This is a genomic window from Sinorhizobium medicae, from assembly GCF_007827695.1.
GTDB lineage: Bacteria > Pseudomonadota > Alphaproteobacteria > Rhizobiales > Rhizobiaceae > Sinorhizobium > Sinorhizobium medicae.
The window spans coordinates 80,751-97,501 of the sequence record NZ_VITA01000009.1 but is presented as its reverse complement, the minus strand read 5'-3'; the positions used below and the strand labels follow the sequence as shown (position 1 = coordinate 97,501).

Annotated in this window: 11 protein-coding genes and 3 tRNA genes; 10 read left to right on the top strand and 4 right to left on the bottom strand. The window is 61.5% G+C overall.

Going from position 1 to position 16,751, the window contains the following annotated elements:
- Positions 1-22: 22 nt before the first annotated feature.
- The 4 genes from FB009_RS16960 to FB009_RS16945 all read right to left on the bottom strand — a co-directional run bounded on the left by FB009_RS16960 (position 23) and on the right by FB009_RS16945 (position 9,818).
- On the bottom strand, positions 23-1,198 hold the full coding sequence (locus tag FB009_RS16960) for a hypothetical protein (RefSeq protein ID WP_162304065.1): 1,176 nt from the start codon (positions 1,196-1,198) through the stop codon (positions 23-25).
- A 104-nt stretch (positions 1,199-1,302) separates the two neighbouring features.
- On the bottom strand, positions 1,303-8,556 hold the full coding sequence (locus FB009_RS16955; protein WP_164830074.1) for an adhesin: 7,254 nt from the start codon (positions 8,554-8,556) through the stop codon (positions 1,303-1,305).
- A gap of 34 nt (positions 8,557-8,590) precedes the next feature.
- Positions 8,591-9,391 (bottom strand): hypothetical protein, encoded by an 801-nt coding sequence (locus FB009_RS16950; RefSeq protein ID WP_127582169.1) that lies wholly within the window; start codon positions 9,389-9,391, stop codon positions 8,591-8,593.
- A gap of 351 nt (positions 9,392-9,742) precedes the next feature.
- Positions 9,743-9,818, bottom strand: a tRNA-Val gene (locus FB009_RS16945).
- 459 nt (positions 9,819-10,277) lie between these two features.
- Between FB009_RS16945 and FB009_RS16940 the strand changes: the two genes are divergently transcribed.
- From FB009_RS16940 to FB009_RS16895, 10 genes are all read left to right on the top strand, one after another.
- Positions 10,278-10,354: transfer RNA gene (locus tag FB009_RS16940), tRNA-Asp, on the top strand.
- Positions 10,355-10,423: 69 nt separating this feature from the next.
- Positions 10,424-10,500: transfer RNA gene (locus FB009_RS16935), tRNA-Asp, on the top strand.
- A gap of 304 nt (positions 10,501-10,804) precedes the next feature.
- A complete protein-coding gene (locus FB009_RS16930; RefSeq protein WP_011975081.1) occupies positions 10,805-11,170 on the top strand; it encodes an NADH-quinone oxidoreductase subunit A in 366 nt (121 codons plus the stop codon).
- Positions 11,161-11,739, top strand: a complete 579-nt coding sequence (locus FB009_RS16925) for a NuoB/complex I 20 kDa subunit family protein (RefSeq protein ID WP_011975082.1) — start codon at positions 11,161-11,163, stop codon at positions 11,737-11,739. Before FB009_RS16930 ends, FB009_RS16925 begins: the two co-directional genes overlap by 10 nt.
- Positions 11,740-11,757: 18 nt before the next feature.
- Entirely contained in the window at positions 11,758-12,363 is a 606-nt protein-coding gene (locus FB009_RS16920) for an NADH-quinone oxidoreductase subunit C (protein WP_011975083.1), read from the top strand.
- A gap of 56 nt (positions 12,364-12,419) precedes the next feature.
- A complete protein-coding gene (locus tag FB009_RS16915; RefSeq protein WP_011975084.1) occupies positions 12,420-13,610 on the top strand; it encodes an NADH-quinone oxidoreductase subunit D in 1,191 nt (396 codons plus the stop codon).
- Complete coding sequence (locus tag FB009_RS16910; protein WP_011975085.1) at positions 13,610-13,864, top strand: hypothetical protein; 255 nt, start codon at positions 13,610-13,612, stop codon at positions 13,862-13,864. Before FB009_RS16915 ends, FB009_RS16910 begins: the two co-directional genes overlap by 1 nt.
- A gap of 16 nt (positions 13,865-13,880) precedes the next feature.
- Entirely contained in the window at positions 13,881-14,702 is an 822-nt protein-coding gene (gene nuoE / locus FB009_RS16905; RefSeq protein WP_011975086.1) for an NADH-quinone oxidoreductase subunit NuoE, read from the top strand.
- A 14-nt stretch (positions 14,703-14,716) separates the two neighbouring features.
- Positions 14,717-16,021, top strand: a complete 1,305-nt coding sequence (gene nuoF, locus FB009_RS16900) for an NADH-quinone oxidoreductase subunit NuoF (protein ID WP_145161691.1) — start codon at positions 14,717-14,719, stop codon at positions 16,019-16,021.
- A 5-nt stretch (positions 16,022-16,026) separates the two neighbouring features.
- Entirely contained in the window at positions 16,027-16,689 is a 663-nt protein-coding gene (locus FB009_RS16895) for an NADH ubiquinone oxidoreductase (protein WP_011975088.1), read from the top strand.
- Positions 16,690-16,751 lie beyond the last annotated feature (62 nt).

The following is a 16,751-nucleotide window of genomic DNA, read 5'->3' as shown; positions in this document are numbered from 1 at the left end:
GCCGCGGGGCTCCGGTCCCCCGTCAGGCGACCTGGTTGAGGCTGGACGGGCGGAATGCCAGAGTGGTGTCGGCGACGAGCCTCGTCGTGCCATCCGTCATCGTCATCGAGCTCGTGCCGGTGATGACAGAGCCGTCGTCGAAGGCCTTTGCTCCGTCGGTGGATGGCAGCAGGTTGACGAGCCGGATGCCCGCTTCCGACATGGTCATGAGCTCGCCGGTATCGGTGACGCCGTTCTGATTGTGATCCTGCCAGACCCGGAATTCGTTCCAGCGCGCATCCTGCGCGTCGAGGGCATTGTCGCGGTTGGTATCGAAGACCAGCCTCAAGCCCTCCATGTCGGAAGCCACTCCGCCGCCTTCGGCCCAGGAGGCGAAGGCGAGTTCCCGTTCTTGGTCGATCAGGCCGTCCGAACCAGACGCGCCGTTGGCTGCAAGGTCGATCGCGAGAATGCCGTCTTCCGGTCCGAACCAGGCGGTCGCGTCGCGTGTGCCGTCGCCATCCCAGTCGAAGGCAGGGCCGTTCGTGGCCAATGGATTGAAGGGGCGGAGGTCGATGTGATCGTCGCCGTTGAGGTCGAGGAGGACGGGTGGTTTGCCGCTGGTGACCTTTCCGTTGTCCCAAGTCGTGGATTGAAATGTCAATGGGGCGAGCGGTCGGGGGATCATCAACCCGTGAGTCCAATGTGCCCACGATTTCGAGTTATCAAAGTCATAGTAGGTCGTCTTTAAAACACCTCCACTTAGATCGCTTGACTCTACGAGTTGCCCAGCCGCATTGAAATGCTTTGTGGTTCGGTGTGCGCCGGATGGATCGTCTGTGATGATAGTGCGGGACTTGTCATCGTTCAGCTGTGAGCGCTCCACGAGTTTTCCTGCTGTGTCAGTAACATCGCTCAACTGCGACCACTTCTCAGCATTCGCCACGTCGTATGTCGTCGTTTCCTTCGACCCATCGTCGTTCGATTGGACCTGCGTCGTCATCTTGCCGGCGGCATCGAAATTCTGAACGATAGTCGTCCATTTCTGCGTCTTTCCCGGATCGTATTTCGTCGTCACCCGCGTCTTGCTATCGTCCAGATACGAACGCTGCGTCAGCGCGCCGGAGGCATCGTTCCAATCTGTCTGCTGCCACCACGCCTTCGTGTCGGCGAGATCGTACCAGTCCGTCTGCTTGGTGCCGTTGTCATTGATCTGCACCTGCTTCGTCAGCTTGCCCGCTGCGTCGAGGTATTGGGTGAGGCTGGAATAGGTTTTTGCCTTGGCGACATCGTAGAAGATGATGTTTTTGGTGCCGTTATCGTTCAGCCCGTCTTTTTCGTAGTCGCTCCGGCGGCATCATAGGAATAGGTCTGCTGCGTCCACGCCTGCGTCTTGGCGATGTCGAACCAGTCCGTCTGTTTCGTGCCGTTGTCCAGCGTCTGGTGCCGTTTCGTCAGCTTGCCTGCTTTGTCGAGATAGTCCGTAAGGCTCGAATATGCCTGCCTCTTGGCAACGTCGTAGAAGGTGTTGGACTTCGAACCGTCGTCGTACAGGAAGGAGCGCTGGGTGCGGGCCCCGGCCTTGTCGAACAGGTCCGTCTGCTGCGTCCAGGTTTGCGCTTTCGGAACGTCATACCAGTCGATTCGCCTGGTGCCGTCGTCCTTCACTTCATCTTGCCGGGTCAGCTTGCCCGCAACGTCGAGATATTGAGTGAGGCTGGAATATCCCTTGGTCTTGGTCGTATCGTAGTAGATGTTGGTTTTCGTCTTGTCGTCATAGACCCACGAGCGCTGGGTCCGCACACCGGCCTTGTCATAGAAATAGGTCTGCCGGTCCCAGGTCTGCGCGTCGGTCAGATCGAACCAGTCCGTCACTTTCGTGCCGTTGTCGTTGACCTGCTCCTGCTTGCTCAGTTTGCCGGCAGCGTCGAAATATTGGGTGACGGTGGACCAGGATTTGGCCTTGGCAGGGTCGTAAAGCGTGGTCGTCCGCGTTTTGTCGTCGTTGAGATAGGAGCGTTGCGTCAACGCCCCGGCTTTGTCGTTGAGGTCCGTCTGCTGCGCCCAGCTTTGCTTTTTGGCGACATCGAACGTATCGGTCTGTTTGGACCCGTCGTCATTCGTCTGAACCTGCTTCGTCATCTTGCCCGCAGCGTCGAAATATTGCACGGCGCTCGACCAGGGTTTCGCTTTCGCGACATCGTAGAATGTGGTGACGCGCGTCTTGTCGTCGTTCAGGTAGGAACGCTGGGTGAGGGCGCCCGCTTTGTCGTTGACATCCGTCTGCTGCGCCCAGCTCTGCTTTTTGGCGACATCGAACGTATCGGTCTGCCTGGACCCGTCGTCATTCGACTGAACCTGCTTGATGAGTTCTCCCGCAGCGTCGAAGGTCTGCGTCGCCTCCTTCCATTTCTCTGCGCCGAGCGGATCGTAGAACGTAGCGGTAACCGGGACTCCGTCCTTGCTGAGCCTGGTGACGGATAGCGTTTTCCCGCTTGCGCCGTCATAGACGGAGTCGGTCATCGTTCCGTCGGCGAGCAGCAGCAGTTCCTGCGTTCGCTTGCCGGCGGCGTCCGTCGTCAGGCGGCGGGTCAGCTTGCCGGTGGCGTTGAAGCTCTCGGTCACCGTTTCCTTGATGCTGGTGGCCGAGGTCCACTCGACGGTGGTCAGCGTGACCGCGCCGTCGAGATGGGTTACGGCCGTCTGTGTCCGGTCGCGGTCGCCGTCATTATCGGCATCTTTCTCGAGTTTCACGGTCCGGCCGTCGGCGCTTTCGATCCTCGTGCCCCTGGCAATGACCGCGCCCTTGCTGTCCGTCTCAGTGATCGTGCTCAAGACGGACCCGTCGATCTGCGTCGCCGCCATTTCGGCATATTCGTAGGTGCCGTTGCCGTCGAAGTCGGAGCGCATGGTCCGGCCGTTGCCGTCGGCGGTCACGGCGATCTCGCTCTTTGCGGCGATCGCCTCCTTCCAGGCGACATCGCTATCGATGAGATAGGAGGTTTTGCGTGCTTCCGCATTGTTGACGATGGTCGTGACGGCCGCGCCGGAGAGGTCCCTGACGGTCGTTTCCGTGCTGTCGGTCAAGCCATCGCCGTTGAGGTCGCGCGAGACGAGTTCGCTCCGGCCGTCGGCGCTCACCTTCGCGGCCGTTTTGCTCCGGATCGCGCCGGCGGCCGTCGTGTCGGTTGAAACGGTGTTTTCGCTTCCGTCGGCATTGGCCGTCAGCACCGTTCTGCGCAGGCGGTCCGTCGTACCGTTGCCGTCGAGATCCCAAGATGTGGTCGTCGTCCGCCCGTCGGCCGAGGTCGTGATCGTGGTGCCATCGAGTTTCGTGCCGGATTTGCTATAGCCGGTGATGACGGTCGACTGCGATCCGTCGACGAAGCGCGTATAGGTTTCGGTTTGATCCGTCTTGCCGTCGCCATCGCTGTCGCGGACGATGCTGATTTCCCGGCTGTCTGCGCTCGCGGTCGTCGTCTGCTTCTCCGCAAGCTTCTTCGCTGCGTCGAGAATAGACAGCGTCTCGACCACCGAGCCGTCCGCAAGCGTCGTCTTGGAGCTGACCAACGCGCGGCTGGCGAGCCCGAGTGCCGTCCGGTCTTCCGTGACCGTGACGCTACGGCCGTCGGCACTTCGCGTCTCGACCGATCTGGCGATCTGCGAACCGTCGGCCTTTTTGCTCGTCACTGATCGCGTCACGGAACCGTTGCCGTTCAGCACGGTCGTGTCCGTCGAAGACTGATCGTAGCTGCCGTTGCCGTCGAGGTCCCACCGGTGGGTGACCGACAGCCCATTGGCGCTCGTCGTGGTCTCGGCCTGGCGCGTGGACGTCGTGCCGCTGAGTTCGCTGACTTTTCTCGTCACGGAGCCGTCGGCATTGCGCTTCGTCACGTCGGTGCGGCTCCTCTCGAAGCTGCCGTCGCCGTTGAGGTCCCATTTCCGCGTGATGCTCAGTTCGTCCGCGGAGATCTCCGTAACCGCCTTCTCCTGCGTCTTCAGAGCGCCATCCTGTCGCGTGACTGTTTCCGTCCTGCTGCCGTTGCCGTTGAACGCCGTCGACGAGGTGAAGCGCGTATCGAGCGCGCCGTTGCCGTCGGTGTCGTAATCGGATGTCGTCTTCAGGCCGTTACCGCTCGCGGTCACCGTCTTCCTGCCGACGACCTTGACGCCGTCGCTGCCGAGGTCGGACAGGACCGTCGTCGTGCTGCCGTCGGCATTGACGGTGCTGACCGCCTTGCGGTCGATCACGCCGTTGCCGTCCATATCGCCCGCGACAGTCGTCGTCTTCCTGTCGGCGCTGGTCGCCGAGACGATCTTGCTTTCGAGCGCCCCCCCGGCCTTGAAATAGCTCTCGGCCGAACCGGTGCTGCCGTCGGCATTGACGGTGGCCGTCATTGTTCTGGATCGCGTCACCTTGTCCCCGGTGGCCGACCATTGTGTCGTCTCCGAGAGGCCATTGGCGCTGGTCTCGACAACGGTCTTCGATTTCACCGCGCCATGCGCGCCGAATTCGCGAACGGTCACGGTCCTGCCGCCGCTGGCATTCAGGACTGTCGCCGTCTCCACCGCGCGATCCGCAACGCCGTCGCCGTTCGCATCCGTCTCGGATTTCGTGACCAGGCCGTTGGCGCTCGTGGTCGCTGTCGACCGGGACTGAAGCTTCGCGCTCGCGAAAGTCGATGCCGTCGACGTAGCCGAACCGTCGGCATTGACGAGGGTGACGTTGGTCACGTCGTCCTTCAGGTCGCCGTCGATGTCGGCCGCCGTCGACAGGCTTCTGCCGTCGGCGCTCGACGTCGTCACGGTGCGCGAAAGGGTGGCGCCAGACCCACTGGTGACGGTGACCGTGTCCGTTATCGAACCGTTCGCCTGCAGCACGCGCGTGCTCGTGGCGGTCGTATCCACCGTACCATTGCCGTCCGCGTCGGTCCGGATCGTCCGCGTGAGGCCGTTGCCGCTGGTGGCCGTTTCCGTGCTGCCGACGATGCTGGTGCCTTGCTGGTTCTTCACCGTGACCGTAACCGAGCCATCGGCGTTGATCCGCTTCGTCTCGCTTGCACGAAGGTCGACGATACCGTCGCCGTTGGCATCCGTTTCGACCGACGCCGCAAAGCCGTCGTCGCTGGTTTTCGAAACCGTTCGCTCGATCAGGGTGCCGTTGCCCGCGCGCAACGTGCTGGTAACCGTACGGCTGCCGTCCGCACCGAGGGTCGTTTCGGTCGCGGCCTCATGCTCGAACGTGCCGTCGCCATCGGCGTCGGTAAGCAGAACCTGCTTCAAGCCGTCCCGGCTCGCCGTAGACTTCGATTGCGCCAGCAAGGCGCCGTTCGACGCGGTTGCACGCTCGGTCACGACAGCGCTTCCGTCGCTCGCCATCACGGAAACCGTCTGGAGGTCGATGGTGCCGTCGCCGTCCGCATCGATGGCGACCGTCGTCGTCTTGCGCTCGGCGCTGACCGTCTTCACGGTGGAGCCGAGCAGGGTGCCGTTGCCGCTCCTGGTGTCGATGGTTTCGGTTCGGGTCCCGTCGGCGTTCAATGCGATCCGGTCGCTTGCAATAAGGTCCGCGGCGCCGTCGCCGGTCACGTCCTGTTGGACCGTCTGGCTCAGGCTGTCGGATGACGTGGTCGTGACGCTCTGTCCGATCAGGCTGCCATTGCCGCTTCTGATCGCCGCGGTTTCCGTGCGGCTGCCATCGGCATTGATGGTGGTGGTCGAGCTCTCGGTGCGGTCGGTCGCGCCGTTCCCGTCGATGTCCGTCGTCCGTATCCACGAAAGGCCGTCCGCCGCGGTAAGCTTGACGCTTCGGCCGGCGGCCGTTCCGTTCGGATGCGTTTCCGCAATCTCCTCGGTCGTCGCGCCGTCGCCTCCGACCGTGATCTTCGTAAGGCGTTCGACCGCCCCGTCGCCGTTGGCGTCCGCCTCCGTCGTCACCAGCTTGCCGTCGGCGCTTCGGCTCGTGACGGTGCGCGACAGCAACGTACCGTCCGCGCTGGTAGCGGTCTCGGTCTGCGTACTGGCCCCGTCCGCTTGGGAAACCATCGCGATGGTCATGGTGCGGTCCACCGTTCCGTCGCCGTCAAGGTCGGAGCGGGTGGTCGTCCTCTTGCCGTCGGCACTCGCCGTCGTTTCCTCGCGGCCGAGCAGTGCGTCGTCGCTGCTGTAGGCAGCAATGTCCGTCGTCGTGCTGCCGTCTTCGCCGGCCGAGATGCGTACCTCCTGCCGCTCGTCGGTGACGCCGTCTCCGTCGAAGTCCGAAAAGATGCTGCGGCTGCGGCCATCGGCGGCCGTCGTCGTGGTGGAACGATCCCGGAGCGAGCCGTCGGCGTTGCGCGTATCGACCGTTCGTACGCGTTCGCCCTCGCTGTTGATCGTCGTCACGTCGGAAATGACGGAGTCGTACCCTCCGTCGCCGTTCTCGTCGGTGGAAGTGGTTTTCGAGAGTCCATCCGCGCTGCCGGCAACTTTGACCTCGCCGAGCAAGGATCCGTCGGGCGCGAGCGCCCTGGTGACGGTCGTCGTCGAGCCGTCGGCATTGGTGGTGAAGATCTCGCTCTGGTCGGCGGTGCCGTCGCCGTCCTGGTCGATCGTGGTGGTGACGGTGCGGCCGCCGGCGCCGGTGGTCGTCGTCGTGCGGTCGCGGAGCGAGCCGTCGGCATTGAAGTTGCTGACGACGCGGTGCCTGTTGCCGCCGGCATCCGTCGTCACCTCGATCCGCTGCGAACGATCGAAGGTACCGTTGCCGTCGTCGTCGAATTGCGTGAACGTCGATTGCCCGTCCGCGCTTCTGGTGATCAGGTTGCGGAAGGCGAGGCGGCCGTCCGGCGAATAGCCGAAGACGTCTTCCGTGGTCGACCCGTCGGCACTCGTCTCCGAGCTTCGCCGGATGAGATAGCCATTGCCATCGACGGCAAGGGCGGCGTCACCGACGGTGCCGGTCGAACCGTCCGTCCGCGTGTAGGTCGTGGTACCGAGAATAGCCGAGCCGTCGGCAAAGTTCTGCCCACTACCCCTAGGCGTCAGGTCGATCGAGGCGATGCCGAGCGAATCGAGCGTGACCATGGTGCCGTCGACCAGCACCTTGAACTCGGACCAGCGCGCATCGCCGGCATCGAGCGTGCCATTGCCGTTGGTGTCGAAGACGTTCCTGACAGCCTCGAGATCGCCTGTCGCCGACTTGTCCCATTCGGTGAAGACGAATTCGCTGGCATCGCTGATCTTGCCGTCGCCGCCGATGTCGAGAACAAGCATGCCGGTTCCGGCGCCCGCCGAAGCCATGCGGTGGAGATAGCCGCTGCCGTCGAGATCGACGAAGAAGGACGAGGAGGAGAGGGGATCGACGGCGAGGCCGTTGCCGGTGAGGTCGAGGAGGACGGGGACACTCAATCCGCCGAAGCCGCCTGTGGATTTGCTCTTTTGATTATTGTCGCGCTTGCCTTCATGCTGAAAACTACGTCCGCCGGGGTCTTTGCCGACCGACGGGCCGGAGCCGCCGAACCCGTTGCCCCTGGCGGTATCGCCTGGGCTATTGCCATTGCCCCAGCCTCCGCCGCTCTTTCCGGTCGACTTGGAGCCCTTGTCCTTGGGAGACGACCCGCCGCTCTTTCCGCCGGAGCCAGAGTTCTTCGAAGAGATGCCACCGGAGGTCGATTTGGAACCGCCGAAGCCGCCGTTTCGGTCGACGCCGCCGTAATGATCACCGCTACGGCTGCCGCCACGGTCCGAATTGCGGTTTGTGCCGCCACCTTGTTTGCCGCTTTTGGTCGATTTCTGCGACTTGTTCGGATTGAGCGATGACGGTTTTTGCGGGTTCTGGTCGATGATGTTGACGAGAGACGAGGGGGCGACTGGATTCGGGGGAGCCGAGACAGTCGGCGCTGAAACCGGCGCATTGGGAAAAACGGCGCTGGGAGCGGTGATGGGTGTTGCAGGAGTCTGGCTTACTCCAATCGGCGCGCCCGGCACATAGTTTATCGGCGATAGAATTGGGGGCTGCTGCACGCCAGATGGCTGCGGTACGGGTGAGGTGACGGAAGGCGCAAGGTCGGTTGGTCTCGGGGCCGGAGTCGGCACCGCGTCACCATATTGCCAGTCCAAATAATCAGCGTGTGCGCGTCCCGAATAGAAGCCCGGCGATGGCAGGCCGAACCGTCGGTCGGACAGATCAACGTTGAGACCTACGGGATTACCCTGATAGGATAGAGAATTTGGATCAATTCCGAGCATCCGCATCACGTAGGCAGCGGCGGAATTGGAATTCGCCTGCCTTCCCAGCCGGTTCGGCACCGGCTCGTAGTTGATTTGCCGGTTGTACAGGTCGCTCGCGAAGGCGGCTATCTGGTCGACAAGCGCCGCCCCAAGCCCACGCTCCACGCTGGCCGAGCCAACTATCGTGGACCGCATGCCCATCTGTCCTCGGAACCCGCCGAGGAAATCGCGAGGATCGCCCGGAATTCCGACCGGCTCGTATTGGCCGTCGAGAAACGAGCCGAAGTTCCACTCCCGCACTTCGCCATAGATCTCCGCCCGGATACCGAGATGAGAAATCTGGCCAGGCAAAACACGGGAAAACATCTCTATATCGTATTCAATGATAGAGAAGACAACATTATTTCTTTCCGCCACGTGGAGTCCCTCCAGTCAATAAATCTTCTTGCTTCTGCTTCAATACAACGTCTGTTTCAGGACATGCTGTTTGGTGGTGAGCAACTCCAGTCCAAACACCATCATTCCTCTCTATAGTGACGTTGATAGTCATCAACTCTCGTTGAGGAAGAGTGGGCAGAAATAACCTCCGGTCTCCACAATAAGCAAAAACGCACTGGGCTTTGAATAAGGTCTTCCCCATCCGGCAGGAGAAGCCGTTTTTCTCTAGGGATTCGACGATTCTGTTTGCATCGTCACCAACTTTACGGCTGATGATTTTGTATAATGTTGCGAACTCCTCCTGAGTTCGTACTGCAAGGAGACGTTCTCTACTGAGTTCGCTTGCGCGTACATTTGCAGCCGCTGTCAGCATCACGGCAGAGACTACAGTGATCGCGACGGAGTCCCGGATTTTTGTAGTCACGTATGTTCCATTCTCTTCTCGTACGAAGGTACCGGGCAAAACAAATCGACGTCGAGCAGAACAACGGAGCAGGCCTCCAAGGGCAAAGAACGCTGCCGAAACGGAAAACCAAGACGGGTAAAGCCACTTCCGGTCGGCTGCGAAGACGATATACTTGGACCTTAGAGCCTGATCGGAAATGATTGTAAGTCTTTTCAATATGTTGCGAGCGCCGTTCCGCCCGGTGGAATTTTCTGCCGTTCCTCGCCAAAACGCCGTAAACTTGGCTTCCTTTGAACGGCGGTGTGTGGAAGCCATCAGCCCTTGTGCCTTGCGACCTACTGAATTTGTTTGCTTCATTTTGAATCGGGCTCTTATCGCGCATTACGAATGAAAGGCGAAGCTGAATTCAATATGCAATCAGTGAAATCAACGAGTTATCATCGCCATCCAGCCTCACTCACTTGTCCGGTACTCCTACAGACGGACGTCAGCAGGCAATTAGACCAAAACGAGTTGTGCACTTATAGTCAAATAAGTGGATTATAAATCTCAAGAATCGTCGCCCCAAGGTCAACCACGGGGGCGAACCGAGCGATTAAGCACAGGCGCTCGCTTGGTCTAACTCGCTCCAAGAGAGTGAGTCACAAACTGCCACAGCGCATCCCCAATCATGAAGAAGTGGAAGCATACTATCTGTCGTCTGAAAAATGGTGGGCGATGAGAGACTCGAACTCCCGACATCCTCGGTGTAAACGAGGCGCTCTACCAACTGAGCTAATCGCCCTCTCGCGTTGCCGAACAAGTGTCCGCCGCGTCGGTGGGCGTGATCTATGCGTAACCGGCGAAAACCGCAAGAGCGTTTGAGCGATTTTTTCGAATTTTTTATCCTGGGCCAAGGGGGGCCGCGGGCCTCCGCAGGGAAGCTGTGGACAAAGTGGCGGGGAGGGGTGGTTCGTGCCGACGGGCGCGGAGCCCGTTCGTCACCGCGGCGCGAGTGCATATATAGTGCATATATAAAGTGGCAGGTGGCCTTCGCGGGTGGGGAGCGGCTCCTCCTTTTGCCGGGTGCTTATCCGCCTGGATCCTTCCGGAAAGAAAGGGCTGTGGATCAAAAATCGTTCCGTCACGGATTTGTCTCCAAACATGCTTGACACCCCAGGGCGAACCGCTTAGTTAGCCGCTCATCGAACGGCAGGGCCGCTTCGAGCAGGGGCGCGCGAGCGCTTCTGGAAGGTCAAGAGATGCGGGTGTAGCTCAGTTGGTTAGAGTGCCGGCCTGTCACGCCGGAGGTCGCGGGTTCGAGCCCCGTCACTCGCGCCACTCTTGAAAGACTGCGGCATTCCTGGAAAGTGCCGATGATGAGATAATGGCCGGTGACGGCCATAATGCGCGGGTGTAGCTCAGTCGGTTAGAGTGCCGGCCTGTCACGCCGGAGGTCGCGGGTTCGAGCCCCGTCACTCGCGCCATTCTCATTCTTCGCGATTTTTCGCTTAAATCTCAGGACGTTTTTTGCATTGCGGCAATGTGTCTCGCTCTTCCGTTCATACGGATGATGCGCCGGTTTGCTGCGATTGCGCGCCTTGCCGCGAATCCTGCGGCCGGTGCACGGCGGCTATGCGCCGCGAACCGGTTTAAATGCCCCATCGAGGCTTGCGCCCGGGCGCCGGCTGCGCTAACCACTCTGGCGTTGCAACATGCTTTTCGGCCTGCGGCATTCTTCGCAGAAAGCGCCTTCGTGGCGCGCCCCTCCGCAGGCAGGGACGGATAACAATGACAGAACTTCTCGGTTCCTACGTACCGATCGCGATTTTCATTGGGATCGCGCTGGTGATCGGCCTCGCACTCCTGGTCGCTCCTTTCGCCGTCGCCTTCAAGGCGCCTGATTCGGAAAAACTGTCGGCTTACGAGTGCGGCTTCAATGCGTTCGACGACGCCCGCATGAAGTTCGACGTCCGCTTCTATCTCGTGTCGATCCTGTTCATCATCTTCGATCTCGAAGTCGCCTTCCTTTTTCCCTGGGCGGTTTCGTTCAAGGCGATCGGCTGGTTCGGCTTCTGGTCGATGATGGTCTTCCTTCTGGTCCTGACGGTCGGCTTTATCTATGAATGGAAGAAGGGAGCGCTGGAATGGAATTAGCATCCGGCACCACGCTCGTTGCGCCGCAGCCCAAGGGCATCCTGGATCCGGCCACCGGCAAGCCGATCGGCAGCAATGACGCATTCTTCGGCGAGATCAACAACGAGCTCGCCGACAAGGGCTTTCTCGTCACCTCGACCGACGAGCTTATAACCTGGGCCCGCACCGGCTCGCTGATGTGGATGACCTTCGGGCTTGCTTGCTGTGCGGTCGAGATGATGCAGATGTCGATGCCGCGTTACGACGCCGAGCGTTTCGGTTTCGCGCCGCGCGCCTCACCGCGCCAGTCCGACGTCATGATCGTCGCCGGTACGCTCACCAACAAGATGGCGCCCGCGCTTCGCAAGGTCTACGACCAGATGCCGGAGCCGCGTTACGTGATCTCGATGGGATCCTGCGCCAATGGCGGCGGCTATTATCACTATTCCTATTCGGTTGTGCGCGGCTGCGATCGCGTCGTGCCCGTCGACATCTACGTGCCAGGCTGTCCTCCCACGGCAGAAGCGCTGCTTTACGGCGTGCTTCTGCTGCAGAAGAAGATCCGCCGGACCGGCACGATCGAGCGCTAAGGGCAGGGGAACTTTGACATGAGTGAAGCCCTGAACGAGCTTGCCTCCTATATTCGCGAGGCGCGAGGCGCGCTGGTCGCCGGATCGGAAGTCAGATACGGCGAACTGACGCTGACGACGAAAGCCGAAAGCCTCATCGCGCTCCTGACTTTCCTGCGCGATGACGTCCAATGCGGCTTCGTCAGTTTCATCGACGTCTGCGGGGTCGACTATCCGCAGCGGCCGGATCGCTTCGATGTCGTCTATCATCTTCTGTCGCCACGCCAGAACCAGCGTATCCGCGTGAAGGTCGCGACCGGCGAGAACGAGCCGGTCCCCTCGATAACATCGGTCTATCCGGGCGCCGACTGGTTCGAGCGCGAAGCCTACGACATGTATGGCATCCTCTTCACCGGCCACCCGGATCTGAGGCGCATCCTTACGGATTACGGCTTCGAGGGCTATCCGCTGCGAAAGGATTTCCCGCTGACGGGCTTCGTCGAAGTGCGATACGACAACGAGGCCAAGCGCGTCGTCTACGAACCCGTCGAGCTGAAGCAGGAATTCCGCAATTTCGATTTTCTCTCGCCCTGGGAAGGCACGGAATATGTGCTGCCGGGTGACGAGAAGGCGAAATCACGCTGAGTTAAGTCGGCCCGCGGCGATCCGCGAAGGACGCCGTCAGGCCTGGAGCAATCGGTATGACCGAACATAACGTCCGCAACTTCAACATCAACTTCGGCCCGCAGCATCCGGCGGCGCACGGCGTTCTGCGTCTGGTGCTGGAGCTTGACGGCGAGATCGTCGAGCGTGTCGACCCGCATATAGGCCTTTTGCATCGCGGCACGGAGAAGCTGATCGAGGCCAAGACCTATCTGCAGGCGATTCCTTATTTCGACCGGCTCGACTATGTCGCGCCGATGAACCAGGAGCACGCTTTCGCGCTTGCAGTGGAGAGGTTGACGGGCACGCAGGTGCCGATCCGCGGTCAGCTGATCCGGGTTCTCTATTCCGAGATCGGTCGTATCCTTTCGCACCTCCTCAATGTGACCACCCAGGCCATGGATGTCGGCGCGCTTACCCCGCCGCTCTGGGGCTTCGAGGAGCGCGAGAAGCTGATGGTCTTTTACGAGCGCGCCTGCGGCGCGCGCATGCATGCCGCATATTTCCGCCCGGGCGGCGTGCACCAGGATCTGCCGCATCAACTGGTCGAGGATATCGGCAAGTGGATCGACCCGTTCCTGAAGACCGTCGACGATATCGACGAGCTTCTGACCGGCAACCGCATCTTCAAGCAGCGCAACGTCGATATCGGCGTCGTCAGCCTGGAAGACGCCTGGGCCTGGGGTTTCTCGGGCGTCATGGTGCGCGGCTCGGGCGCGGCCTGGGACCTGCGCCGTTCGCAGCCCTATGAATGCTATTCCGACCTGGAGTTCGACATTCCGATCGGCAAGAACGGCGATTGCTTCGACCGTTATCTCATCCGGATGATCGAGATGCGGGAGTCCGCCCGCATCATGCGCCAATGCGTCGATCGCCTGCTGGGCGATGCCAAGGTCGGTCCGGTCTCCTCGCTCGACGGCAAGATCGTGCCGCCGAAGCGGGGCGAGATGAAGCGGTCGATGGAGGCGCTGATCCATCACTTCAAGCTCTACACCGAGGGCTATCACGTGCCGGCCGGCGACGTTTATGCCGCGGTCGAGGCGCCCAAGGGCGAGTTCGGCGTCTATCTCGTATCCGACGGCACCAACAAGCCCTACCGCTGCAAGATACGTGCACCGGGCTACGCCCATCTTCAGGCGATGGATTTCCTCTGTCGCGGACACCAGCTTGCCGATGTTTCGGCCGTGCTGGGCTCTCTCGATATCGTTTTCGGCGAGGTGGATCGCTGATGCGTCTGGTGCCGCTCGCCGCCGTCGGACTTCTTGCGCTCGTCTCCGGCGCCTCGGCCCAGGAGGACGTCGGCAGCGAGTCGTCGGCTGGGATGCGGGGCGGCGCCATGTCGTCGCTCCTGTCGAAAGGTTACGAGATCAAGGCAGCCGTCAACAACGGCACGCGCTACATCGTGTTTTTGCAGAAAGACCAGTCAGCCTATGCCTGCGAATTTGTCTCGCTGACGAAATCGCGGTGCGGTTCGATTAACTGATAAGGTGTCCACTAGAATGTCCGTTCGTCGACTAGCCGAAGACACTGTCCAGCCAGCGACCTTCGCGTTCAGCAAGGAAAACGCTGCCTGGGCCGAGGCAACGATCAAGAAATACCCCGAGGGCCGCGAGCAGTCGGCGGTCATTCCCCTGCTGATGCGTGCTCAGGAGCAGGATGGCTGGGTTACGCGCGCGGCGATCGAGAAGATCGCAGACATGCTCGGCATGGCCTATATCCGCGTCCTCGAAGTCGCCACCTTCTATACCCAGTTCCAGCTGCAGCCGGTCGGGACGCGTGCGCATGTCCAGGTCTGTGGCACGACGCCCTGCATGCTGCGCGGCGCCGAGGATCTGATCAAGGTCTGCAAGAAGAAGATCGCCGGCGATCCGTTCACGCTCAATGAAGGCGGCACGCTTTCGTGGGAAGAGGTCGAATGTCAGGGCGCCTGCGTCAATGCGCCGATGGTCATGATCTTCAAGGACACGTTCGAGGATCTGACGCCGGAGCGGCTTGAGGAGATCATCGACCTCTTCGAGGCCGGCAAGGGGACGGACGTCGTGCCGGGCCCGCAGATCGACCGCATCTATTCCGCGCCGATCGGCGGTTTGACGACCTTGCAGGCGCCTGCGGAAGAGAAGAAGCCCGCCCGCGCAAGCAAGGCGAAGGAAGAACAGGCGGTGAGCGTGCCGCCTTCGAATGCGGCGAAGCCATCGACCGTCGCGGACATTACCAATCCGACGTTGAAGACCCCGGCCACCGCGAAGAAAGCGGCGGCGAAGAACGTCAAGGTTGAGGGCGAAACGGTCGACAAGTCGAAGCCCGCGAAGAAGCCGCGGTGAAGAGGTGATACCCCATGCTTAAAGACGAAGATCGCATCTTTACCAACATCTACGGCCTCATGGACAAGTCGCTCAAGGGCGCGATGGCGCTAGGCCATTGGGACGGCACGAAGCAGTTCCTGGAAAAGGGCCGCGACTGGATCATCAACGAGGTGAAGGCTTCCGGCCTCCGCGGCCGCGGCGGCGCCGGCTTCCCGACCGGTCTCAAATGGTCCTTCATGCCGAAGGAGAGCGACGGGCGCCCGCATTACCTCGTCGTCAATGCCGACGAGTCCGAGCCCGGCACCTGCAAGGACCGCGACATCATGCGCCACGATCCGCACACGCTGATCGAGGGCTGCGTGATTGCGAGCTTCGCGATGGGTGCGCATGCCGCCTATATCTATGTTCGCGGCGAGTTCATCCGCGAGCGCGAAGCGCTGCAGGCTGCGATCGACGAATGTTACGCATACGGCCTGCTCGGAAAGAACAACAAGCTCGGCTACGACATCGATATCTTCGTGCATCACGGCGCCGGCGCCTATATCTGCGGCGAGGAAACCGCGCTGCTCGAGAGCCTTGAAGGCAAGAAAGGCCAGCCGCGCCTGAAGCCGCCTTTCCCCGCGAATATGGGCCTTTACGGCTGCCCGACGACTGTCAACAACGTCGAGTCGATCGCGGTTACGCCGACCATCCTGCGCCGGGGCGCCGGCTGGTATACGAGCTTCGGCCGCCCGAACAATCACGGCACCAAGCTCTATTCGGTTTCCGGACACGTCAATCGCCCGTGCACGGTCGAGGATGCGATGTCCATCCCCTTCCATGAGCTTATCGAGAAGCACTGCGGCGGCATTCGCGGCGGCTGGGACAATCTGCTTGCCGTCATTCCCGGCGGCTCTTCGGTCCCCTGCGTGCCCGGCGCGCAGATGAAGGACGCGATCATGGATTATGACGGCCTGCGCGAGCTCGGATCGGGTCTCGGAACGGCTGCCGTCATCGTCATGGACAAGTCGACCGACATCATCAAGGCGATCTGGCGGCTTTCGGCTTTCTACAAGCATGAGAGCTGCGGTCAGTGCACGCCCTGCCGCGAAGGCACCGGCTGGATGATGCGCGTGATGGAGCGCATGGTGCAGGGCCGTGCCCAGAAGCGCGAGATCGATATGCTCTTCGACGTGACGAAACAGGTCGAAGGCCACACGATCTGCGCGCTGGGCGATGCGGCGGCCTGGCCGATCCAGGGCCTCATCAAGCATTTCCGCCCGGAAATGGAGAAGCGGATAGACGAATACACCCGCAACGCGACTTCGCAAGGCGCGGTGCTGGAGGCAGCGGAGTAAGAAGAATGGCTGGGGCACGCAAGGACGGACAGGATAGGGAAGCCGCAAGCGCGGCCGCTCCATTCGCATGGCCTCAGGGCGTCGACCCGGCCGATCCGTTCGGCATGGCCGAATGGATGAAGAATATGTCGAGCGCCGGCTTCCCCAATACAGGCCTGCCGAACGCCGGATTGCATCCGTTGATGGCGCATCCGGCGGCGGCTGTTGCCGCCGCGACGGCGCTCGGTCTCGGCCTTTCGAGCCAGATCGCGGGCATGATGTTCGGCGCGATGCAGGGCGCGGCGAGCACCCTGCAGAAAGGCGTCGCAACGCCGCAAAAGGCAGAGCCTTCGAAGCCGGCTCCGGCTCCGAAGGCTCCGGTACCCGTTGCTCCGGCCCCCACTGTTTCGGGCCCAAGGACGGAAGTGCGCAAGCCGCGCAGGGTGACGAGCCGGGCTGCGGCACCGGTGGCGGAACTTGCAAGGGACGATCTGAAGCGTATCTCCGGAATTGGCCCCAAGCTCGAGCAGGTTCTCAACGGCAGGGGGATTTTCCGCTTCGCCGACATGGCGGCCCTGAGCAAGGCTGAGGTGGAGCGACTGGATAGCGAGCTCGGCCTTGGCGGCCGCGTGGTGCGCGACGACTGGATCGGGCAGGCGAAGGCGCTGAAGAGAGCGCAACGGAATTGAGGTGGCGACCGTCGGGTCACCACGGCAGGCGGCGAGACCGTGAAGGAATTGTCCGTCGCGTC